The organism is Methanosarcina mazei S-6, assembly GCF_000970205.1.
In the GTDB taxonomy this organism is placed as follows: Archaea; Halobacteriota; Methanosarcinia; order Methanosarcinales; family Methanosarcinaceae; genus Methanosarcina; species Methanosarcina mazei.
Genome location: NZ_CP009512.1, coordinates 607539 through 629870 on the forward strand (window position 1 = coordinate 607539; position 22332 = coordinate 629870).

The window sequence follows — 22332 nt, forward strand, 5'->3', positions numbered from 1 at the left end:
GTTACTTATAAATCGTATATATTTAATCAATTATATACGGGAAATCAGGCAAAATTCGGAACAACCAAAAAATCTGATATCCTTCAGATGACTCAGGTATTTTTCTGGAGTGGAGGCACTGATATGAAGAAACTGTACAGGTCAAAAAGAAACAAGATTATTGCCGGAGTATGTGGGGGTATAGGCGAGTACCTCGGCGTGGATCCTACGCTAGTAAGGCTTTTATGGGTGCTACTTTCTTTGCAGGGAATTGGGATAATCGGTTATGTCATAGCCTGGATCATAATTCCTGAAGAGCCTTAAAATCCGGAAGCTTTCATATTTCTGAATTTCTTCTTCCCTTTTTCATATTTCTGAATTTCTTCTTCCCTTTTTTATATTTCTGAATTTTTTCTTCCCTTTTTCTACTTTTGCAGTAAACCCGTAAAAAATGCTGCAATACCATTTTTGTAATTTATTCTATTATTTTTCAGTAATTGAGTTCCCGGAAGCGGTTTCCGGGAATTTTCTTTTTACTGATATTTCCGTTTGTGACCGGTTTCAGTTTACTCATATCTATCCTGAACATTCCTCAGCACAAACCGGGTCTGGAAGATTTATGACTGCCCGAAAAGCTGGTCTACAAACCATTCGGGTTCGAATTTTTTGAGGTCTTCATATCCCTGGCCTACTCCGAAAAAGAGGATCGGCTTGCCTGTGATGTAAGCAATGGATATGGCAGCTCCTCCCTTGGCATCAGCATCAATTTTTGTCAGGATGGACCCATCGATAGGGACAGCGTCATTGAACTGGGCAGCCCTTTCCACAGCATCGTTTCCGGCTACGGCTTCGTCCACGAAAATAATAAGGTCAGGAGAGCTTACCCTGCAGATCTTTTCCATCTGGGCCATGAGGTTCATATTTGTATGCATACGTCCTGCCGTGTCAGAGAGGACAAAATCGATATTATGCGCTTTTGCATACTGGACAGCATCATAAATAACTGCTGCAGGGTCGGCTCCTGCCTGGTGCTTTATCATCTTTACCCCGAGCCTGTCTGCATGAATCCCCAGCTGGTCAATAGCACCTGCCCTGAACGTGTCTCCGGCAGCAAGCACCACAGAATAACCCAACTTAAGCAGTCTGTGCGTCATTTTTGAAATGGACGTCGTCTTTCCTGTCCCGTTAATCCCTACAAAAACAATATGTACTGGCTTTGGCCGGTTTTTGACATACTCATCAAAATCAAAGGTATTGGCAGATACCACATCAAGAATCGCTTTCTTCAGGGCTTCTTCAACTATATCTCCGGTATTGCTCCCAATCCTTTTTGTCGTTCCAGTGAGCTGGTTCTTCACGGACTCAACAATTGCCTCAGATACCGATACCGCAAGATCGCTTTCCAGGAGGCCCATTTCAAGTTCCCAGAGGGGTTCTTCAAGGTCTTTTTCATCCAGGTATACTTCCCTGTTAAACACAAGGGCTTTGGCTTTCTGGGTAAACCCGACTTTCGGGGCAAGCTTTTTGAAAAAAGACTTTTTCTCTTCAACGGGTTTTACTTCCTCTTTTTCCTCTTTTTTCTTCTCTGCAGCCTTTTTTCTGTCTTCAACTTTTTTCCTGTATTCAGCTTTCTTCAGGTCCTCTACCGAAACATGGGAGATTACCTCAGGAACAGCACCCTTTTCGGGAATTTCTTCTTCAAGAGCAGCCTCGATAGTCTCTTCCTCTATTATGGGCTCGATTTCCTCTTCGAGGCTTTCTTCGCTTTCAGGCACCTGCTCGATGATTACCGGCTCGACTTCCACTGCTTTCTCATCAATCGTTTTGCTGAATGCCTTCTTAAAACTACCAAGTTTCTCTTTAAATTTATTGAACACAGGATCCATCCCGAAAAGATCAGTAAAAAATAGGTAAATAAAGTTCACGAATGATTGAAATTATCAATAATTCGAGTTAGTTAAGTTTACGAACTAATTAAAGTTAATGATATTATTCGATCATTGAATGTGGCTTCCGGATTCCTGCAATCCGTAACCTTTTCCTGAGCCAGGGCTTATTTATGCCTGGCCAGGTTGAATTTTTGCAGCTTCTGTTTCAAGGGCCTGCATTCCCTGTGCAATTTTAGTCAGTGAAGCATTCATCTGCTCAAGGATTTTTGTAAGCTGCTCCTTGCGGCGATTAAGAGTCTCAACAGCTGCCTCTGCAGTTTCTTCTGCACTGAAACCCGCTCCGAGATTTACAACAACCTTATCCGGATTCTTAACCTCAGCATAAACGTAAGAGCCAAAACCCACCGGTACCATGGTCTCTGCAGCCCTGCCAGCTTCTGAGGCTGCTTTCAGCTCATTTATCGTTGCAATGGCCTGGTCGCAGCTGGCAATGGAAGCCTGTACCATGCTCATTTCCTGCCTGAGCGCTTCAGCCTGCCTCTGGAACTCCTGATGCCTGGCTGCCAGATTCCTGATCTCTTCACTGACTTCTGCCATATCCTTCACTCCTCAGCTACGCTTTCGATCTGGATCTGGCTTCTTTTGACGCCGTGCTTGCTTCCGAAGATCGAGTATGTCTTATCTGTTGCGTTCTTTTCGTTCTGGCTTTCGATCTTCTTTGTGAATTTTTCCCAGGAATTTCCTGCTTTAAATTTACCTTTAACAATAAAACTCTTCATCATTACCACTCTCTTGCTGTAACTTTTTTCTGGAACAGATGGATGATGATGCTCACTCCAGGAACCCAAGGGCTTCTTCAATTCTTCCGAGTTCCGGTCCTGTTGTCTCTGAGCCCGCTACAAAGTTCTTTGAATTTGCAAGCAGACCTGAACCAAGCATCTGGGTTCCGAAATTAGTAGTTCCTATATTTACCGGAAGCCCGAAGATCTCTTCCAGAGCCTCTCTTTCCGAAACGGTCACTTTAGGGTGTACAAGAAGCCCTTTATTTGTAACGACTCCTGCCATCCCTACATTCTTTATCCCGGCAATTGTTCCCCTGTAAACCTCTACCTTGAGGGTTCTGGCGATAATTTCGAGAGCTCTGTCTGAAAGCTCTGGGTGAACAAGGGCTGCAGAGTCGTTTGCAAGCACAATGTTTCCAACTGCATTCAGCCTGTCCGGAAGTATGCCTGCAGGAACACCTGTCCTTTTCTGCATCTCCTCGACACTGGACCCGTATGGAAGTAAAAACCCATTTGAGTTGCCCCTTGAAAGGGCTCCTACCACAGTGCTTCCGTTTATAAGAGTTTCAACTACCCTTACATCCAGAGCCTCTTCGAGTATAGTGCAGACCTCCGGCTTTGTAAGAGGAGGAACGAGAGCAAGATCTTCTGTACAGGTTGCAAATACCCCTATAATCGAGGTATCGTAGATATCCACTGTTCGAATCATATTCTTTGATTTTCGCTTTAACGGTTATTTACTGGGCAAGCTCTGCCTGTACTTCACCATCTGCGAATTTGACAGCCCTTACCCTGATTGATAGAGGGGGCTTTTCGCAGCCCTTTTCCCAGAGGCATTCATTGATGGTTTTGTCAAGCTTAACCTGCTCAGCTTCGGTCTTCATGTGCCTTACAAGAAAACCTCTTACTTCTTTAACTGCCCTGCCGGCTCTTTTCCATGCAGGGACCTTCCTTACTTCTCTAAGTGGAATTGTATATATCTGTTCTTTTACCATGTCGTCTGCCATTTTTCCCACCATCCTCGCTTACTTCACATCCAGGCTTCCTCTTCTCCAGTGCCTGCGCCTGGGATGACTTACTACCTTCCGGTTAGTTTTTACTATAGCCCACACAGGGACTCTCGAATTCTGCTTGTGCGCCTTTGCAAGACGCTTCTTCTGTCCTTTCATGTTATGACTCAAGTGGATCACACCTGTTGACCTGTAGCAATTTAATTCTATTAATTTACGTTATATCCCGTAATTAGCTGATTGTGATTTTAACCCTTATAATTGCGGCTCTCCAATGCCTGAATGGCCATGGTCTGCAAACCGTATTCTGTAAATTTATGATAGTATGTGGTTAATCTGCAGCAGTATAGGGGTTGAATATAACTCGATTCTATAAATCTTTATTCCAGAATTTTTCCCTTCAGGGAGGCTTCCGATTTTTAAACACACAGGCTTCTTCAGGGAAATTTCTTCCTTGAAAGTACATGGGACTGGAAATGAACAGGGAATAGTTCCCTTATCCTCTCGTCTCCCTGCCTCTGACGGATCAACTCCCTGAGTTCTGTTTCGTAATCTGCTTTCTGGGTACTCTCACTCGGCCCCTGTTCAATATTCAGGTAAGACCTGACCAGAGAGTCCACAACCTTTTTGCCGTAGCCTTTAAGGGGGCAGAAATATTGAACTCCCAGCCTGTCTTCGATGCTTCTTATCTGTGAAATAGAAAGCACCGGGACCCTGTCATCCCTCCTGGTCCCGTCGGCAATCAGTTTAACTGCCGGGTCCAGAGCGAGGGTTTCAACAGCTCTTCCATGAATGTAATTAATTGCGCTTCTGGGGAACCCGTCTCTAAGTAACAGCTCGTATGCCTTTTCCAGAATTTCTCTGTCAAGAGAAACAGTCCTGTGAGGAAAATGTAACTCTTTTGCAGTTTTTGCTGCAATTTCTCCTGTTGGGAGCAATCCAAAGTTACAGGTTACGAGTTCGACCTCGAAAAACGGTTCCAGTAAAAGGGCAGAGAGCGAACTGTCTTTACCTCCACTGAAGAGGACCGAGACTTTCATCGTGCTTAAACCCGGGTTATGGACGTTTTGCGTTTCTTTGGCTGCATCCGCATCAGGAGTGTTTTCAGCTGCTCGTCGTCTATCTGAGACTGGAGCCTTCCGCTCTGGGCAAGCGAAATTAACTGCAGCTCAAGCTGTTCTCCCAGGGCTGGCCTTGACATTTTAAGGGTTGTCAGGCGTTCCCTCGCCTCCGGAGTCAGGATCTGCCTCAGTATAGACTGCTTTTGAGCTTCCATTTCAGCTCTTGCCTGCTCCTGCTGATATGCTGCCTGCATATCGGATGGCTGCTGCGCCTGCTGCCTCTGAATTTCTGCAAGTCGTCTCTTTCGGATTTCTTCGAGTTCGTCATCATTAGACATGGCAATCACCGAAAAAACCGGTTTTCTGGAATATGGTTATGGTATATCGAAAGGGGGTCCGGATTTTAAGGTCCCTTTCTGAAGGATTTTTCATCTCAGTATTTTGCAAGTTCCGGGATTTTCTCAAGCAGCTCCTGTTTAAGTTCGTGTGCTGCGTTATCCATCATGGAACGTCCTTTTGCAGATACTGTTCTTCCGTCCTTTACTTTCTGCAGGAAACCTGCAGCCTCAAGCTGCTGGACTGACTTCCTTGCAATAGAACCGCTACCCTTTGCCTTGTGGTAAGGCTGGGAGCCGTTGTCCTTCTTTCCTCCGTAGACTGATCTGAGCCTCTCGATTCCGATTGGTCCATCGGTGTAGATCTTTCTGAGGACTGCTGCGCACCTTACGTACCACCAGTCATCGTTGGTCGGCGGAAGGTCTTTGTGAACTCCGGTCTTCACGTTCCCTGCCCACTGGGGGGGAACGACATTTTCATTTTCCTTAAGAATACCTGCAAGCTTGTCGATCATTTCTGCTGCAGGGACGTCAAACACTGTTGTCATGTATCCTCCTCATGCGAATTAATTTTTTGCAGGTTCGGGCGATAGCGCCGATTCTTCCCCCCGAATCTGTCAGGAATGTAACTCTTGTTCTCGGATAGAGGTAACTCTTTTGCTCTTCCGAGTTGTCCATTGCTGGTTTATTAGCTGGCTACGGACTCTTAAAATTTGGGCACGAAGGCCCGATAATGCCGGTTAATATGAAGTTAGTCTAAACTGGAAAATGGGGTTGATAAATTTATTGGTTAATATATACATTTTTCGGTAATTTGCTGGACTGGCTTACTAAATGTTAGTCCTCTTTTTTAAATGTTTGTGCCCTCCCCGGTCCTACGGAAATATAATTGACAGGGACTTTCATGAGCTCTTCCAGCTTCTCAACATAATTTCTGGCATTTTCCGGGAGCTCATTGTAGGCTTTGACCTCTGTCAGTTCTTCTTTCCATCCTGGCAAGTCTTCATACACAGGGCTGCATGCCTGGAGGTCTTCCGTAAGTTCCGGAGGATAGTCCAGTTTTTTCCCTTTATACTCATAACCTGTGCAGATCCTTAGAGGGTCAAGCCCGGTAAGTACGTCCAGTTTCGTAAGGGAAATTTCCGTGTATCCATTGAGAGCAATAGCCTTCTTGAGGAGTGGGAGGTCAAACCAGCCGCATCTTCTTCCTCTGCCTGTAGTTGTCCCGAATTCTCCTCCGGCTTTCTGTATTCTTTCTCCAAGTTCTCCAATGAGCTCTGTCGGAAGCGGGCCTTCCCCTACTCTGGTTATATAGGCTTTTACTATGGCAATGACATTGTCCACTCTTGTTGGACCTACCCCGAGGTTTGCACATGCAGAACCTGCAATTGTAGAAGAAGAAGTTACGAACTTCTGGGTTCCGTGAATAACGTCGAGATGTGTGCCCTGGGCAGCTTCAGCCATTACATTTTTTCCTTCGTCAAGAGCCTGGTTGATTTCCCTGGAAACATCAGTAATATAAGCAGCAAACTGCTCTCCCAGTTCCAGGTACCTCTTTATAAGTTCAGGGTCTCTTACGATCCTGGGGTCACCGCCCATTGCTTCAATTTCTTTTTCTTTCTGGGGGGCGAGTTCTTCAAGCCTTGCAAGGAAGCGCTCTTTATCCACAAGTTCAGCCATGCGGATCTCGTCTCTTGCCACCTTGTCAATATAAGCATAACCGATTCCGCGTTTTGTGGTCCCTATTTTTGTTTCCCTTGAAGCTTCTCTGAGGCCGTCAAGCTCTATGTGGTAGGGCATAATAATGCTTGTCTTGGCGTCCACTCCCAGCTTTTCCGAATTGACCTTTACTCCGTGCTTTTCAAACATTTCGATTTCTTCAGCTAAAACCTCAGGGTTAAGGACAACCCCAGGCCCGATAAGGACCCTGGCATCAAGCAGGATGCCTGAAGGAATCAGGTGCAGTTTGTAGACCTCATCTCCTACCTTTACTGTATGGCCCGCGTTATTCCCTCCCTGGAAGCGGGCAACAACGTCATAGTCTTTTGCAAGAAGGTCGACAATCTTACCCTTTCCTTCGTCACCGAACTGCGCGCCTGTGATTATCGTAAACATAAGCCCTGAATCGGGCTTAACCTTAATAAGGTTTTGTCCGGTTTGTTTTACCTTCTTCTCAGCGTATTTTCAACCTGAAATTTCTTCTCAGTTTCTTTCGAGATCCGGTCTTTTGAACACATGCAAATTTAGAAAAGCACGCCTCTGAAAATAAGCAGGCTGAGGACCATGAGGATTATCGCAAGAATTATTGCAGTACTTGCGCTTTCTTTATCGCTTCCAAAGATGATCGGGATAGGACCGAGCATGATAACTCCTCCTCCCTTGATTTCAGGTCTGGCTTTTTCCGCATAAGGCTCTTTTTCATTTCCTGTGTACCTGAAAGAGTTTTCCGATTCAGCTTCTTTTCCGTACTCTTTCATTCTTTTTTTGTCTTCAGTTTCACTCTCCGAACCTCTGCGCAAGCCTGTGGCTATTCCGATTATAAGCATTAAAAACCCGATAAGTATTATGAAAAATCCAGTCAGAACAAGTAAGTTTCCAATCAACGTTTAGTCTTCCACAGGAATAGATAGAGAATTGTTACCAGTAATCCTAGCCCCAGCATATTTGTTGTAATTTCTGGTGTGGAACCGAAAACTATCGGAATGGGTCCGAGCATTATCAATCCGCCCATCTGGGCATTTGAAGGGTGCTGTAACATGGTAAGAACTATGCCTAACAATACTATAATGAAGCCAATAAATGTAACTGTTGCGCCTACTCTTAGAAAATCTTCTGATGCACGCATGTGGAATGATATTGTGCTTTTATTATTAAATCTATCCTTTAAATTTTTTATCTCAGTCGAGAACTTTGCTCTTCTTTTTCAAAACTATACTTCTTTTCTGGAATTTCTGGTTAATTTTTTAAAAAAACGGCGAATTAACAGGCTATTCTTGAGATTTTTAATAAGTTAATCTTCTCTATATTTAATCGCATACATTCTTATGTATAAACGTTTATATATGGCCCTCCTCTGGCGGACATGTATGAATAATGCCGCAATTTTTATTTTTACTCAGGAGTTCCGTTTCTTTATGGAAAAATATAAGGATGCTAAAAAGCGTTAACTACTTGCCTGCAAATTGAAGGAAAAATATATGATTTGAAAGAAACATAAAAAGATGGGGCGAATACCTGCTGCAAGGTAATTTCCCGGGGTCATCAATGTAATTATTAAAGAAACTTATATGTGCCCATTTTATATTTATAGATATATATTTATGTACCTTCCCTTAATATGTTGTATCTCAGTACCCGGCATCTTAATATATACTGTAAACACGATAAGAACCTCTTCAGTTGCATTTTAACCTTTGATATATGCAGTTCCGTATAAGGCAGGTATATAAATTGTTAAGTTGTCCTAATATAGTATACTTGAGTCAATTGCCTTTTAACCGTTATGTCTGATAAGTATGTCTGATAACTTTATCCGCAATGTTTCAGACTGCCTGTAGAGGCATCGGTAATGAGGTGCAGTACTTTGTTCGAAATAGCATTTAATCCTGTTTCGGAATAATATTACAATTCGATCAAATTAATCGAAATATACCGATATCATACCGGTTTAGAGGCCAGCTGGCTTGAAACCGAATAAGCAAAATCAATTTTATACGATAAAACAGGTGTTTTCAAATGTCAGAAGACAGTGCCATAAGATCCTCTCTGGAAGATATTAAGTCCAGGGTAGAGTTTCAGCTTGAGTGCGGGGAGATCATCCCGGAGGATGTGAAAACTCTCTTAACAGAGATAGAAATACTCAAGGTCCAGAACGAAAACATGAAGGCACGGCTCCTTGAAGCGAGCGTAGCTACAGGCAGGCACCTTCAGGAGATAAACAAATTAAAAGCCCATCTGGAGCAGCTTACCGAACCGCCTCTTTTCATTGCAACCATTCTTGAAGTAAACGGGGAGATTGCCCTTATCAGGCAGCACGGAAATAACCAGGAAGTCCTCACCCAGATCCCGGAAGAGTGCCTCGGGAAAATAGAGCCCGGGATGAGGGTTGCTGTAAACGGGGCTTACTCTATCATCTCCATAGTGAGCAGGGCTGCAGATGTGCGGGCTCAGGTTATGGAGCTTATCAACTCTCCGGGCATAGACTACAGCATGATCGGAGGGCTGGATGATGTACTTCAGGAAGTCCGTGAAAGCGTGGAACTCCCACTCACCGAGCCCGAACTCTTCGAAGACCTGGGAATCGAGCCTCCATCCGGAGTTCTTCTCCACGGGGCTCCGGGTACCGGAAAGACCCTTATTGCAAAAGCCATAGCCTCTCAGGCAAAAGCCACCTTTATCAGGATGTCAGGCTCTGACCTCGTCCAGAAATTCGTTGGAGAAGGTTCAAGGCTTGTCAAGGATATTTTCCAGCTTGCAAGGGACAAGTCTCCAAGTATCCTTTTCATAGACGAAATCGATGCGGTGGGCAGCATGAGGACCTATGACGGGACAAGCGGCTCGGCAGAGGTAAACAGGACAATGCTCCAGCTCCTTGCCGAGATGGACGGCTTTGATCCCAAAGGCAACGTAAAGGTAGTTGCTGCAACCAACAGGATTGACCTTCTTGACCCGGCTCTCCTAAGGCCAGGCAGGTTTGACAGGTCGATTGAAGTCCCCCTCCCTGATGACAAGGGCAGGATCGAGATCCTGAAGATCCACACCCGAAAGATGAAGCTTGCAGATGATGTGGACTTTGAGAAGCTTGCAAAGGTCATGTCAGGCAGAAGCGGTGCAGAGATCAGCGTAATTGTCAAGGAAGCCGGAATTTTCGTCCTGCGCAGGCGCGGAAAAGAGATCACCATGGCAGATTTCATGAAAGCCTACGACAAGGTCGTAAACGTTCAGGAACCCACAATTCCGCAGGCTATGTTCGTATAAATTTGAGAAGCAATTCTTTTTAAACTGCCGGGAAAAGGCAAATTCCTTCCCGGCTGCTTTAAATTTTTTCTAAAATCAGTCGAAAGGTTTATATTTTATAAATCACTTGAAAGTATGCTGTCTTAGAGGCAGTGCATAATTAACAGCGTGCTCCGATAGTGTAGCTCGGCCAATCATTCAGGACTCTCACTCCTGCGACTGGGGTTCAAATCCCCATCGGAGCACTTTTCCTTTTTTACAGTTTTTTCATAATTCTTTTAGCGCCTTTTGATCTTAATTTAGATTTTGCAGCTGAACTTTAAATAAAGTGTAAATCATTAAATTGATCTCAGATAAGTAGAATTTAAGAGTGTCAACTATTTGTTTTTAAATATTTTCGTGAAGATCGTTTTTGTGGAATGTATACTCTCTACCCTGACTCCATGAATTTTAAACATGTTGTCTATCCATATTGTAAGTAATTCGGCAAAAGTGAGGCCAAGGTCGTGGGTTATTGCCAGCTTATAATAACTGCCATAATCTGTATAATCTACAGTATCAACCCAGTTAGTTATCTTGAGATTTATAACCAGACCATCTATAACTTCGTTAAGACTACATTCTTCCAGAGATTTCTGAAAGTAGAACTCGATCGTATATTCTATGATTTTGTTTCGGACAAAAAGCTCACTTAATAGTTCAATATCAGCGGTTTCTATTAATGATTTAAAGGCAGTTTTTTCGATGATAACCAGGGATTTTGCCGGTTTAAGGCGCATCCAATATTTCTCTTCTAGGGTTAATTCTGGAATCTGCCTTGAGCCATTTTCTAGACTTTCCAGTGCAAGCTCCAGGGCTTTTTGCTGCGTTTCAAATTTTTCTGCGTGCTTTTTTAATAATTCCCAGTGTTTCTGCGAGATTGTGGTAGAAATGCGGTGTGTATTCAAATATTACCCCCTGTAATTTCATTCTCTTTTCAAATTCTTTGATTTCTATGCGCATATCAAACGTATTCTGCGCATTTTAAACATATATTATTGTATCACCTATTTTTACTTACGTATTTTATTCTAGTACAGTGACAGTAAAGAATTACTATGGGATTAACTCTTACTTTTCCCATCCACATATTAAACGAATCATATGCAGCCTGTACATACGTTATCTGGATAACCTATTTTTACCTGCGTATTTTATTCTAGCTTTGTTCACAGCAAAAAATTGTTGTGGGACGAACGCAGTTTAATTGAAAATCACGTAATAAACATTCATCCGTGCAAAAGCAAATAGAAAAAGAAAATGAAAAACATTAGGCAAAAGAATTGCTTAGTGGTGGGCATTGTATAGTTGTGTTAAACTGCTTAGTCTGATAAATAGTGCCAACATAACCAAAAAAGAATACTGGAATTGAATAAAACAGAATTATAAGAAAAATATTTTAGAGGAACCCAAATGACTATGAATGCTGTTCAATTGATTGAAGCTAATACTTATAACGTGAGTGATCCTAAAAAAGAAAACGTTATAATGTATACTCGTAAAGGTCCTAATGGTGTGCCAGCAGTTCTTACGATCGAGTTTCCGGACTGTAAAAAGATTTTTAAAGGCGAAGAAATTACTGAAAGCGAGGTGCAAGAACTAGATATGGTAACTGTAGATCTGTCTAAACATCAGCCTGGGGCTTCACTTGTTTGTTTATCCCTTCTAATACCGACAGTTTATCTGGAGAATCCGCAAAAAGCTGAGCCAGTAACAACGTTCTGTATTAAAACAACTAGGAAACCTGGTTCAATAGGTCCTGAATATCATATTGGACAAGATGATTCGTATGAAATAACTGAATTGAATGGTGAAGCAACATTACTGTTAAAATAACTTAGCTAAATGGTAAAGCAAAATCTAAGCGGAATTCATTGATCATCGGTTTAGGGAGAATCGTTCTCAACTGCATCAATTTCCACATTTAGGTTTTTTACGTTCCAAACAGTTTCTGTGTTCAACTTTAAAAAAAGAAATGTTTATCCCTAAAAAGTTGTTATTTCGCAACTTCAAAAACCCGAGTATTTATATTTTAAGCTAAAAATTTTAATGTTTAAAAATCTATTTGAAAAGTTTTGAAGTATCTTATATTATGACATATTAACATGACAACTCTCAATTCAGAAAATAGGTGATAAAAAGATGGATCTCAAAGATTTGTTAAACAAAGCGTCAACCTCTTTGAACGGTAAACCAATGGCTGGACTTCTGTTTAAAAAAGCTCGTATCAATAATGGAAAGGGCAGAGAAGTAGGAGATATTTTAGGTTGGGATTGTATAGTCCGTGCAGAAGATGGAACTTGTTTTTCATTTTATGTAGCTCAATCTCATATAGGGATGACAAAGCCAGTACAAATACCATGCCCTCTTGGGATAAGGATCATTTCATCTTACAAAATTGACATTGAAGATGCAATTAAAATTCTAAATAAAAAAGATTGTGGAGATACATTTGTAGACGTTGAACTCTCTTGGCCATTGGTACCTGATTGCAATGAACCATATTGGCACTTTAGGATGACTCTTGGGAATGAAGTTTTTATCGGTGCAAATTCCGGCACTGGTGGTTGCCACAAATTCAAGGAGCTTTTAAATAACACGCAAAAAATGGAAATGACTAATACAAAAATTAATGATATAAATATTAAAGTTGGTGAGAGGACAAAAGTTGAACTAGAAGACAATGGTGGATCAACTGGTTATTCTTGGGTTATTGGTCACAAACCAGATTCTCTCTGGCTCATAGAATCTTATTATATACCTCCTGAAGACCCGATACCGGGTAAACCTGGAACAAGAGTTTTCACATTCTATGGTGCTGAAAAATGTCAGGATTCAATTCAATTCATTCATGTGCAATTATGGAATAAAGAAAGTGCAGAGATTATAGATTGCGCAGTCAAAATAAGTTAATGAGTAAGTATTTTTACAATATTTTCAGGTCTGTTACGAAATAACCTATAAAACATATGAGCTTATTCCAAAATCCATTTTTAATCTCAATTCTCAGAATTATTCAGGATTGTTTTCACAATCAGAAGCGCCTGGTAACTTAAAATATGAGACTTAAGAAGCAAATTTTGGGTTTTGGGATAAGCTCTATAAGTAAACTTAATCATACATAGATAGTTGCATTTCTCTTTTGAGACGGAATTGAAATAATGAATTCAGGAAATATGCAAGATACTCTGGATCTCGAAAAAAAGCTCCGCGGCTACCTTTTCGGCACAGCCTGTGCTGATGCTCTCGGCCGCCCCGTAGAACACCTGACCCTTAAGCAGATTAAAGAGAAGTATGGAGAAAAAGGAATCCTTGAGCTTCCTCCAAACTCTTCCTGGACAGATGATACTCAGTTAATGCTTGTGCTTGCCAGAGGACTTCTTCATGGAGCAGAATTTGAACTTCCTGAGCTTATGAAACATATAGCGGGAGAGCTTGTCCTTTGGCTGAAAGAGCCTGACCTCGGGGCAGGAGCAACAACAAAAGGTGCAGCTTTAAGTCTTAAGGACGGAATTCACTGGAGCGAATCCGGACTAAATTCAAAAACCTGCGGAAGCCTCATGCGGGTTGGTATTCTTGGCTTCATCTTCAGTAATGATCCTGATAAATTGATTGAAGCTGCTTCCCTTTCCGGCAGAATAACTCATAACCATCCGACAGCAGATGCTGCATCGGTTGCAGGTGCATATGCTGTGAAACTGGCTCTTGACGGGATAGCTCCCGAAGACATGTTTTTACCTCTTCTCAGGGTAACGGAAGGAATTTCGGATGAATTTACCGAAGCCCTCAAACATTCTTATGAACTTGCTCACAGTAACCTGAGCGACGAAGAAGCTCTTCAAAAACTCGGGCAGGGCTGGTATGCGGATGAGACTTTTGCACTTGCTTATTTCTGCATCCTGCGGTATCCTGATAACTATAAAAAAGCAGTCCAGACCGGAGTGAACATAACAGGAGATTCGGATTCAGTGGGCAGTGTTGCAGGCGGGATTCTCGGGGCAAGGCTTGGGATTGAAGCAGTACCGGTTTCCTGGGTTGAATCTCTGAAGGAAAAAGAGATAATTGAGGAAATGGTAGAGCCCCTGATTGAGAAGTATCTTGAAGTTTCCGAAAACAAACATCAGGTCTCTGAAGACGGGTTTGGAGCCTGAAATTGAGGTTACCAAATGGATTTTTCCGAAAAAGGTGTTTACTGTCTGGTGTTTGAAAACCGGGGCTGTGTGGTAGAGGTCGGGAAAAAAGGAACTTTTTCTTTTCCTGAGGGCTTTCATATTTATGTGGGGTCAGCTCTTGGGTCAGGGGGAATGAAGCGGGTAAAAAGGCATATTGAGCTATCTTTAAAGAAGGATAAAAACCCCAGGTGGCATGTGGATTATCTACACCTGAATCCTTCATTCAAATTGCTGGGGGCTGTCTGTGCCAGTACTTCTGACAGGTTTGAATGTAAAATTGCTTGCAAGCTCGGGAGTGATTCAGCTCCGGGGTTCGGGTGCACGGATTGTGCCTGTATATCCCATCTTTTTTACAGAAGAGAAGATCCCTTTCCTGAAATCACAGCAGTTTTTGAAGCACTTGGGTTGCTTCCGATCGCTTTTGAGTGTTAAATTTCTATTTAATCTGTTAAATAGATTCTATTAAATACTGAATTTTTTATTATTCCTTTTTTCTTTCTCACAGGTACAGGAAAGTTTAAAGTAAGGCAGGATTTTATTTTAATTATCAGAAAAAACGTTCCAATCTGATCAGGGGATGTTTCATGGAACAGTTCTCTTTTATTGCCTCAATGCCTGATGAGCCAGGAGCACTTCACAGGGCAGCCGAAATTATCACACGGTATAAAGGAAACATCAACCGGATCCAGTATGACCGGAGAATTGACAGGAACATTGTCTTCTTTGAGGTAGCTGCTGCTTCAGAGGTTTATGAAAAAATTCGTGAGGAGCTGGAAAGAATAGGTTACCTCCAGACCTCTCTGCATCCCGTAGCTTTCCTTAAATTCAATGTTTATCTCCCTAACTGCCCCGGAGCTTTATTTGATTTCCTGAACCATACCACTTCTTCAGGGGCAAATATTACTTTCCTTGATTTCGATGATAGGGGACATCATCCCGAAAGGCTTGTCGTGAGCCTGAATATTGAAAATACTGACCTTATAGATTCTCTCCTTAACAGGCTCAAGTCAAAGTACAGGCTTGAGATTGTAGAGTATGATACAACAGGCGAAAAGCTCGATGATACGGTTTTTTACCTCAGGCTTGCCCAGAAATTGAGGTACTATCTTGGAAATGCTGAAGACGATTTTTTAATGAAATTTCTCCATGATATCAACCACATCGCTCAGGAGCTCTCAAACCTGAAAAAAGATCCTGTAGAGGTCTTTGAGAATATCCTTAAAGTCGGGGAAACCCTCCGCAGGACCTCAGGTGAAGGGTTTTATGCCGATGTGCAGAGGGTCAGGATAAATAAAGAGATTGAACTTTTCTGCTTTCAGCTTCCCTGTGGGGGAAATATCTATCTTTTCGATACCCCTGGAGAAAAGGTCATGATTGATGCCGGTTATGGAATATACCAGCCTGATGTCGTGAACATGCTCCAGCACTATGGGCTTGGGGACCTGAGCCTGCTTAAAAGGATCTATATTACTCATGCAGATGCTGACCACTGCGGAGCTGCCGGCTTTTTCTCTGCCCCTTCCTATCTGAACCGGGAAACCCTGAAAATTACACAGGAAACCAGCAGGGCTTATGGGTCCAGCAACCAGGGATGTATCCTGGAAGAAGTTTATACGAAAATGATTAACCTCTTCTCAAGGTTCACCCCTCCTTCAAATGTAATCCTTTTTCCGGAAATTTCATACCAGGATAAGGAAATAGAGAAAAGGGGAGCTTTTCCGGTTGTTTCCCGTTTCACGATAGGAGATCTTGAGTTTGAAGCTCTTCAGGGCCTTGGAGGACATATGTATGGGGAAATATTCTATCTCTGCCCTGAAGAAGGCCTGCTTTTCCCTCAGGACGCGGTGATTAATTTCAGGAGTTTGAGCCCGGAGAGGACGGAATATAATGTTCTGGCTGACTATCTTATGACTTCGGTAAATGTGGACAGCAGCCTTGCAAAAGAGGAAAGGAATGCTCTACTTTCTCTTATACAGGAACTGGATTCCGAACTTGTTAAAAAAGGCAGGAAGTGTCTTGTTTGCTGCGGTCACGGTTCCATATCCGTGCTTGAAAACGGGAAACTTGTTGAACATTCTAGCTCAGAGAGGTACTTTGCAAGAAAAGCTCTGTAAATTTTAATGGATATTAATAAATAATAATGGATAATAATGAACAATTATTCTTCTGATATCCCTAAAACCTACTATCAGTTTTACTGACAAATGACTGAAGCAGGTTCAAAATCGGATAAATGGGAAATCCGATTTTTTTCTGTGGTTAAGTTTTCTGCGAATGGGTTATGAATAACTCATACAATATCGTATTAAAAATTTAGATCTCGGTTACTTTAAATATAAGTGCGAGGGGTGCGATTCGAACGCACGAATTCCTACGAAAATGGGTCCTAAGCCCATCGCCTTTGACCTGGCTGGGCAACCCTCGCACTAATGTTGTTTAGTTTATACAAAACAGTAAGAAAAGATAGTTTAAAACTAATTGAAAAATATTAAATGCGCCGACCGGGATTCGAACCCGGGTTTTGGGCTTGGAAGGCCCAAGTCATAGCCGCTAGACCATCAACGCAAACTGCAACACACTAGAGGTATTTGTCAAATATAACGTTTTCGCTTGAAATTGCCTACTTTTTATACATCTCAAAGTTTTTGTAGTTTTTTTCCTTCTTTTACTTCCTTTTTTCTTCTTTTTTATTTATTTCACTGTGTTTATAGACTTTCGTGATCGTCTCTGAAAATCCTCTTCTTTAATTTCGGGTGGCCCCGGTTATTTAGCTGGCAGGTTGATCAGGATCAACTTGCTGGTTGTTCCGTATTTCTGGAAATTTTCTTTCTGGGTTTCATCCTGCAATTTGAATTTCTGGCTTATCCGGTTTCATTCAGGAAAATGCTCCTTTTCAGGAAGATACTATGATGTTGATTTCTCAAAAACCATATCTATGTATTTATCTATCATATCTATCTATCATATCTATCTATCATACCTATTGTTCTTTTCCCGGTATTTTTGTTCCTTTTCATATGTTTGGTATTTTGTTTCTTTTCATATGTTTTTCTCCATGCTGCATGCAGCTTCTCATGCCTTCAAGTTATAGTTATTATGCCGGACTTTGATTACAGGTTGCTAAATCTTCTTATTATTATATATTTTAGTTTTATATGGACAATTATATTTTATTGTTAACCTTGCTTGCCGTAAAAATAGAATTTTTAATACAAATATCCTGGAGTAAATTACACCAAATATATCTTTAACTGAACAATATATTTTCTCCTTATAATTAACCGGTTTTTCAGTTAAACTCTCTATTTTTGCTACATTATGGAAAAAAAGTACTTAATTTCAATAGTTTTCTTTGTAAATAATCTAAATTATAATTATTCACCCCTGATGCTTTTACTGTGAAAACAATATTCTTCTCTTCCAGGGAAAGTCGATGTTATTATTCCAAAGGTTAAGAAGTAAACCTTGCTTTTTTTCTGCTATCCTATCAATTTATTTCTTGATAAGGAATATATACTCTTATATAGGGCCAGACATAAGTTCTCAAAACCATCTTTCTTCTCTTATGCTGCCCTGGCTCCAGTAGAAGTTGAAGAAACTGATAATGTAAAGACGTGATATGAATGGAACCCTCAATTCTGGCATTTGCAGTAAGCTGGATTCTTATATTTGCATACCTCCTTTCGCTATTCAGGACATATGCAGAGCTTAACAAAAGGTTAATGTAATGATTGAGTCATACGGGATTTTAGTATGAATAAAAAAAAGAAATCATTGCTTGCAGTTTCTTTTATTGCTGGTGTGATTCTTATAGGGCTCTATGGAGTTGACTCTTCGGAAAGATACATCGCAGTATCTGAGCTCCTCGCCAATCCCCAGGACTACTCCGGGCAGAATATAAATGCTATGGGAGTTGTAGAAGACAGGAGCCTTCATAAAGACCCCGGTGTGACATCATTCGACCTGAAAGATGAAAACGATGAAAACCTTAAGATACATGTAAATTATGTAGGGAACTTACCTTCCAACCTTGCTGAAGGAAAACAGGTGACCATCAGAGGATCAATGATTTCCGAATCTACCTTTGAGGCAAATAAGATAGTTACCGGATGCCCGTCAAAGTACACGGAGTAATACTGATGAATATTGAAGAATGGGAAGAATACAGATATGTAGAAGCCGGAATAAAAGAATCTATCACTCTTATAGAGGATCCTGGCTTAAAAAAAATGGTTGAGCATGTCTGTCATTCCGGAGGAAAAAGAATTCGGCCAATTATCCTCCTTCTGGTCAGCGAGATCTGTTCAGGCTCGTATTCCCGGAGCCTTAATGCAGCTCTGGCAGTTGAAATGATGCATTCGGCTTCCTTAATTCACGATGACCTGCTGGATCAGGGGCTTGTCCGAAGAAACCTGCCTTCGGCTCCTGAAAAATTCGGGCCTTCAGGAGCCCTGCTCTGCGGAGACTATCTTATTGCAAAATCAATTGCTTTCATTTCTCCTTATGGGGAAAAAGTTATTCAGGACTTTGGGAAAGCAGGGATGGACATGGCAGAAGGAGAAGTCCTTGACCTGAAGCTTGAAGATGAGAGTTTCGGAGAAAATGATTACTTTAAATGCATCTATAAAAAGACGGCTTCTCTATTCGCAATCAGTGCATCCATCGGGGCTTATACGGGCGGAGCTGAAGAAGAGCTTGCAGAACGTTTCAGTCATTTCGGAAATGCCCTCGGAACGGCATACCAGATTGTTGATGATATCCTTGAATTCCTTGAGGTTGTCGAGGGAAAGGAGTCTAAATTCACATCCGAAACCCTGCCGCACATCTATATGAAAAGCACGTCAAAGGAAGAAGCTCTCAAAAAGTCAATTGACTGCGTAAAGTTGCATGTTGCTGCCGCAAAAGAAACCCTCGAAACGTTCAGAGAATGTCCTGCAAGAGACAAGCTGTTCCAGATTACGGATTATATAACCGTCGACATGCTTGAGAACCTCTGACAAACCTTAAACTGTCCTGAAAAATGAATTGGTTCTTTAAAATGAATTGGTTCTTTAAAATGAATTGGTTCTTTAAAATGAATTGGTTCTTTAAAATGAATTGGTTCTTTAAAATGAATTGGTTCTTTAAAATGAATTGGTTCTCTAAAATGAATTGGTTCTCTAAAATGAATTGGTTCTATCTAATTTCTACATCTACAATCTTAGAATGATATTATTTGATCTCTTAACTAAAAACCCTGGCAGGCTTCAGCTTTGCCATTAACTTTACCAGGTGTATCCATGAAAGTGTATGATAGTCCGGTGATTAAGGTAAACGCCAGCACTGAAAATGAAAAGGTGGTGCTCGACGCAGAAGGACCTCTTTCCCATATTGTAAAACCCTTTCTGAAACGTATAAATAATATTTTTTCGGAAGAAAAACCAATTTCAATAAACGAAGACGAGATTATATTTTCTACCTGGATTCCTCCTATTCCCGGCCCTGTTTTTAGCCGGGTTATAAGCGCTGAAATTGCAGCCATAAGGAAAAAACGTGTCCCGGATCAATTTACAATAGGGATTACTGCCCGATGTCCAAATAACTGTATCCACTGTGGGGCAGCCGGCATAAAGCCTGAAAAGGAATTGACGCTTGATGAAATCTGCAATGCTGTTGATCAGAGCATTGAACTTGGGTCCTATCTGGTCGCCTTCGACGGCGGAGAGACGATGATCAGAAACGATCTCGTTGATATGGTCTCAAGGGTAGACAAAACAAAAGCAATTGCCACATGTTTGACTTCAGGCTTCAAACTATCCGAAGAGCGAGCTGCTGCACTTAAAGCTGCAGGCCTGTATGCCGCCAGGATCAGCCTGGACAGTCCTCTTGAAGCCGAGCATGACCGTATCAGAGGTCGTAACGGCGCATACAGAGACGCGATCGACGGGATTAAAAATGCAGATGCTGCCGGAATCCTTACAGACATGTTTGTTGTTGTTTCCCCGCACAATATTGATGATCTTGAAGATTTCTATTCCCTCGCAGCTGAGCTGAACGTAAAAGAAATGTCAATTTATGAAATCATTGCAGTAGGACGCTGGCTTGAACACGAGGATGAAGTAATAAGCGATAAGGATGTATCCAGGCTTAAGGATTTCCAGATAACAATGAACAACAAACCTGAAGGTCCCAGGGTCACAGCTTTTCCCTATTTTATGGGTCCTGAGCTTTTCGGGTGCTTTGCTGGAAGGCGCTGGATGCATGTTGCATCTGACGGAGAGGTCATGCCCTGTGCGTATACTCCGCTTTCTTTTGGAAACATATGCGAGGAGCCTCTGGAAACTATCTGGAAGCGCATGGGTAAACACAGCGCGTATAAGAAAGATAATGCAGCTTACTGCATGATGCGAAATCCGGATTTCAGGAAGAAGTATATACATACCATCCCCACCGGATCCAGAATTCCATACAGGGTTAAATAAAACCTTTTAAGTTAATTAAATCTTTAAAATTTAATTAAAGATTTTAATTCACTTATTTTAATTAATCTATTTTTAATTCACTTATTTTAACTAATATATTTTTAATTAAATTATTTTAATTAATTTATTTTTAATTAATTTATTTTTAATTAATTTTTAAAAAGTTTCTATTTATCTATCACTTCTTACTAATTTTTACAAATTTGAATTGATTTCTCACTTTTAATTAATTTTTATATATTTTAATTAATTATGCTTTCAGTCGATTTTTTTCATGTTTTAATTAATTTTTCTCTCTAATTATTTTTTAAAGATTTTTTAAAATTTTATAAAAATTTTAATTTCCTTTCAAAAGAGATTTACCTGTTCCCTGTCTTTTTTCTTTGGCTTTGATCAGGAAGTTTTTTCTTTTTGTCATCCCTTACCCCCTTTTCTCTCCTGCAGTTTTTTTCCTGGTTTTAAAGCCAGGTTTAAATTTCCAGTAATTATATTATCATTTTCTTTCTAAAATATTGTTCATTCATTAACCCTTTATCCTGTCTCCTTTTTATTTCAACGGGGTTCTTTAACCTCAGAATTTGTGGAAATATTTTTATTACAAGGGAGCGCAGAGGGTCACGAATACCCCAACCTTTAGGTTGGGGATGAAGTGAACCCTCGCCTCTTCGTTTTTCACTTTAAATATCTAAATCCTTACTTTTTTTGTAAAATGAGCTTGATTTGGCACCATGACCATAGGAGGTGCCAGCCGCCTATAGCCTGGATGTGATACACGTTGGAATTGAACAGTTTTAGCCATGGCTATGGTCAGATTACCTACCATCTCGTGTTGGTGCCAAAGTATCGATACAATATATTCTACAGCAAGCAAATTAAAAAGGATTGTGAGTTGATCCTCAATAACATTTGTATTGAGCAAGGCTACAAGCTTCATGCTCTTGAAATTGTAGATGATCACGTTCACTTGTTTGTGGAATTTCATCCAAGCAACTCCTTGTCAGAAGTAATTCAATACTTGAAAGGAGGAAGTTCTTACAGGCTTTTCAAACTTCATCCTGAACTTAAAAAACGATATTGGGGTGGAAGTCTATGGTCAAGTGGCAAATTCTATCGATCAGTTGGAAATGTAACAGCTGACACAATCAAACATTATATAAAGGAATCACAGAAAAAACCGAAAACAGAAGTCAAGTCCTCTAAATCAGCAAAACCTGATCAAAGAATTATTGATGATTTCTGACCCCAGAAACCGGGCGGGCGGCCCGAAGCATACCCCATCCTTTAGGGTGGGGTGGCCGCCCGCAATTTGATTTTTAGAATTCCACAATTTATTTCTGTTTAACGGATCTATTTAAATAAGTTTTATTTCTTCCTAAAATAATATTCACACTCTGTGGAGAAAAGGTCTGAGCCTTCAGGCTCTAAATTATTTGATTACCCGTATTGTAATAATTCCTTACTGTTAATAAATTTATTTTTTTCTTTTTTAAATCTGCTTTAAATATTCTGATCCTGAGCGCAGTGAGAGATATGTTTTCTTACTAATTCTTAATTTGAAATTTATTTTACAAAGTCTTACGTCAATTCAGTAACTTCTTATTTATTTTAAAAAGATCCTTAAAAGCATCTCCTGAATACAGGTTTGGAG

The 22332-nt window shown here is 41.0% G+C and carries 25 protein-coding genes and 3 tRNA genes; 13 read left to right on the forward strand and 15 right to left on the reverse strand.

Features of this window, described 5'->3' with window-relative positions; genetic code table 11:
* Positions 1-87 precede the first annotated feature (87 nt).
* On the forward strand, positions 88-303 hold the full coding sequence (locus MSMAS_RS02600; protein WP_015411372.1) for a PspC domain-containing protein: 216 nt from the start codon (positions 88-90) through the stop codon (positions 301-303).
* 293 nt (positions 304-596) lie between these two features.
* Here the strand turns inward: MSMAS_RS02600 and ftsY are convergent, their stop codons facing one another.
* From ftsY to MSMAS_RS02660, 12 genes are all read right to left on the reverse strand, one after another.
* Positions 597-1856 carry a signal recognition particle-docking protein FtsY gene (gene ftsY, locus MSMAS_RS02605; RefSeq protein ID WP_011032760.1) on the reverse strand — a complete coding sequence of 420 codons (1260 nt, stop codon included), beginning with the start codon at positions 1854-1856 and terminating at the stop codon, positions 597-599.
* A gap of 180 nt (positions 1857-2036) precedes the next feature.
* Entirely contained in the window at positions 2037-2465 is a 429-nt protein-coding gene (gene pfdA / locus MSMAS_RS02610; RefSeq protein ID WP_048036279.1) for a prefoldin subunit alpha, read from the reverse strand.
* Between the two features lie 5 nt (positions 2466-2470).
* Positions 2471-2647 (reverse strand): 50S ribosomal protein L18Ae, encoded by a 177-nt coding sequence (gene rpl18a, locus MSMAS_RS02615; protein ID WP_239525099.1) that lies wholly within the window; start codon positions 2645-2647, stop codon positions 2471-2473.
* Between the two features lie 52 nt (positions 2648-2699).
* Positions 2700-3359: a translation initiation factor IF-6 gene (locus tag MSMAS_RS02620; protein WP_011032757.1), complete on the reverse strand. Its 660-nt coding sequence runs from the start codon at positions 3357-3359 to the stop codon at positions 2700-2702.
* A gap of 28 nt (positions 3360-3387) precedes the next feature.
* Complete coding sequence (locus MSMAS_RS02625) at positions 3388-3657, reverse strand: 50S ribosomal protein L31e (protein ID WP_048036285.1); 270 nt, start codon at positions 3655-3657, stop codon at positions 3388-3390.
* Between the two features lie 18 nt (positions 3658-3675).
* Entirely contained in the window at positions 3676-3831 is a 156-nt protein-coding gene (locus MSMAS_RS02630; protein WP_011032755.1) for a 50S ribosomal protein L39e, read from the reverse strand.
* Positions 3832-4097: 266 nt separating this feature from the next.
* Positions 4098-4700: an alpha hydrolase gene (locus MSMAS_RS02635; protein ID WP_011032754.1), complete on the reverse strand. Its 603-nt coding sequence runs from the start codon at positions 4698-4700 to the stop codon at positions 4098-4100.
* Positions 4701-4705: 5 nt separating this feature from the next.
* The gene (locus tag MSMAS_RS02640; RefSeq protein ID WP_011032753.1) at positions 4706-5068 is read right to left on the reverse strand and encodes a DNA-binding protein; all 363 of its coding nucleotides are present in this window, start codon (positions 5066-5068) and stop codon (positions 4706-4708) included.
* Positions 5069-5154: 86 nt separating this feature from the next.
* Positions 5155-5604, reverse strand: a complete 450-nt coding sequence (locus tag MSMAS_RS02645; protein ID WP_011032752.1) for a 30S ribosomal protein S19e — start codon at positions 5602-5604, stop codon at positions 5155-5157.
* A gap of 289 nt (positions 5605-5893) precedes the next feature.
* Entirely contained in the window at positions 5894-7171 is a 1278-nt protein-coding gene (locus tag MSMAS_RS02650) for an adenylosuccinate synthase (protein WP_015411365.1), read from the reverse strand.
* 128 nt (positions 7172-7299) lie between these two features.
* Positions 7300-7602 carry a TIGR00304 family membrane protein gene (locus MSMAS_RS02655; RefSeq protein WP_230625101.1) on the reverse strand — a complete coding sequence of 101 codons (303 nt, stop codon included), beginning with the start codon at positions 7600-7602 and terminating at the stop codon, positions 7300-7302.
* A gap of 53 nt (positions 7603-7655) precedes the next feature.
* A complete protein-coding gene (locus MSMAS_RS02660) occupies positions 7656-7901 on the reverse strand; it encodes a TIGR00304 family membrane protein (RefSeq protein WP_011032749.1) in 246 nt (81 codons plus the stop codon).
* Positions 7902-8791: 890 nt separating this feature from the next.
* Between MSMAS_RS02660 and MSMAS_RS02665 the strand changes: the two genes are divergently transcribed.
* Positions 8792-10033: a proteasome-activating nucleotidase gene (locus tag MSMAS_RS02665; RefSeq protein ID WP_011032748.1), complete on the forward strand. Its 1242-nt coding sequence runs from the start codon at positions 8792-8794 to the stop codon at positions 10031-10033.
* Positions 10034-10182: 149 nt separating this feature from the next.
* A tRNA-Glu gene (locus MSMAS_RS02670) sits at positions 10183-10257 on the forward strand.
* Between the two features lie 132 nt (positions 10258-10389).
* Here the strand turns inward: MSMAS_RS02670 and MSMAS_RS02675 are convergent.
* Complete coding sequence (locus tag MSMAS_RS02675) at positions 10390-10959, reverse strand: hypothetical protein (RefSeq protein WP_011032747.1); 570 nt, start codon at positions 10957-10959, stop codon at positions 10390-10392.
* A 505-nt stretch (positions 10960-11464) separates the two neighbouring features.
* Between MSMAS_RS02675 and MSMAS_RS02680 the strand changes: the two genes are divergently transcribed.
* The 5 genes from MSMAS_RS02680 (at position 11465) to MSMAS_RS02700 (ending at position 16337) form a co-directional block, all read left to right on the forward strand.
* Positions 11465-11887, forward strand: coding sequence for a hypothetical protein (locus tag MSMAS_RS02680; protein WP_048036281.1), 423 nt, complete (start codon positions 11465-11467; stop codon positions 11885-11887).
* Positions 11888-12193: 306 nt separating this feature from the next.
* Positions 12194-12964, forward strand: coding sequence for a protease inhibitor I42 family protein (locus MSMAS_RS18550; RefSeq protein WP_015411358.1), 771 nt, complete (start codon positions 12194-12196; stop codon positions 12962-12964).
* Positions 12965-13227: 263 nt separating this feature from the next.
* The gene (locus tag MSMAS_RS02690) at positions 13228-14202 is read left to right on the forward strand and encodes an ADP-ribosylglycohydrolase family protein (protein WP_230633332.1); all 975 of its coding nucleotides are present in this window, start codon (positions 13228-13230) and stop codon (positions 14200-14202) included.
* A 15-nt stretch (positions 14203-14217) separates the two neighbouring features.
* A complete protein-coding gene (locus MSMAS_RS02695) occupies positions 14218-14655 on the forward strand; it encodes a GIY-YIG nuclease family protein (RefSeq protein WP_011032743.1) in 438 nt (145 codons plus the stop codon).
* Between the two features lie 152 nt (positions 14656-14807).
* Positions 14808-16337, forward strand: coding sequence for an MBL fold hydrolase (locus MSMAS_RS02700; protein WP_011032742.1), 1530 nt, complete (start codon positions 14808-14810; stop codon positions 16335-16337).
* Positions 16338-16563: 226 nt separating this feature from the next.
* Here MSMAS_RS02700 and MSMAS_RS02705 read toward each other — a convergent pair.
* Positions 16564-16648: transfer RNA gene (locus MSMAS_RS02705), tRNA-Leu, on the reverse strand.
* Positions 16649-16716: 68 nt separating this feature from the next.
* Positions 16717-16788: transfer RNA gene (locus MSMAS_RS02710), tRNA-Gly, on the reverse strand.
* A 1058-nt stretch (positions 16789-17846) separates the two neighbouring features.
* On the opposite strand from MSMAS_RS02710, the gene MSMAS_RS19885 reads away from it, so the two are divergent.
* The 5 genes from MSMAS_RS19885 to tnpA all read left to right on the forward strand — a co-directional run bounded on the left by MSMAS_RS19885 (position 17847) and on the right by tnpA (position 21924).
* Positions 17847-17951, forward strand: coding sequence for a CcmD family protein (locus tag MSMAS_RS19885; RefSeq protein WP_080503024.1), 105 nt, complete (start codon positions 17847-17849; stop codon positions 17949-17951).
* Between the two features lie 25 nt (positions 17952-17976).
* Positions 17977-18357, forward strand: coding sequence for a cytochrome c maturation protein CcmE domain-containing protein (locus MSMAS_RS02715; protein WP_015411355.1), 381 nt, complete (start codon positions 17977-17979; stop codon positions 18355-18357).
* Positions 18333-19220 carry a geranylfarnesyl diphosphate synthase gene (locus tag MSMAS_RS02720; protein ID WP_011032739.1) on the forward strand — a complete coding sequence of 296 codons (888 nt, stop codon included), beginning with the start codon at positions 18333-18335 and terminating at the stop codon, positions 19218-19220. Before MSMAS_RS02715 ends, MSMAS_RS02720 begins: the two co-directional genes overlap by 25 nt.
* A gap of 282 nt (positions 19221-19502) precedes the next feature.
* Positions 19503-20684: a radical SAM protein gene (locus MSMAS_RS02730; protein ID WP_015411353.1), complete on the forward strand. Its 1182-nt coding sequence runs from the start codon at positions 19503-19505 to the stop codon at positions 20682-20684.
* Between the two features lie 775 nt (positions 20685-21459).
* Positions 21460-21924, forward strand: coding sequence for an IS200/IS605 family transposase (gene tnpA / locus MSMAS_RS02735; protein WP_011032737.1), 465 nt, complete (start codon positions 21460-21462; stop codon positions 21922-21924).
* The last annotated feature ends 408 nt before the right edge of the window (positions 21925-22332 follow it).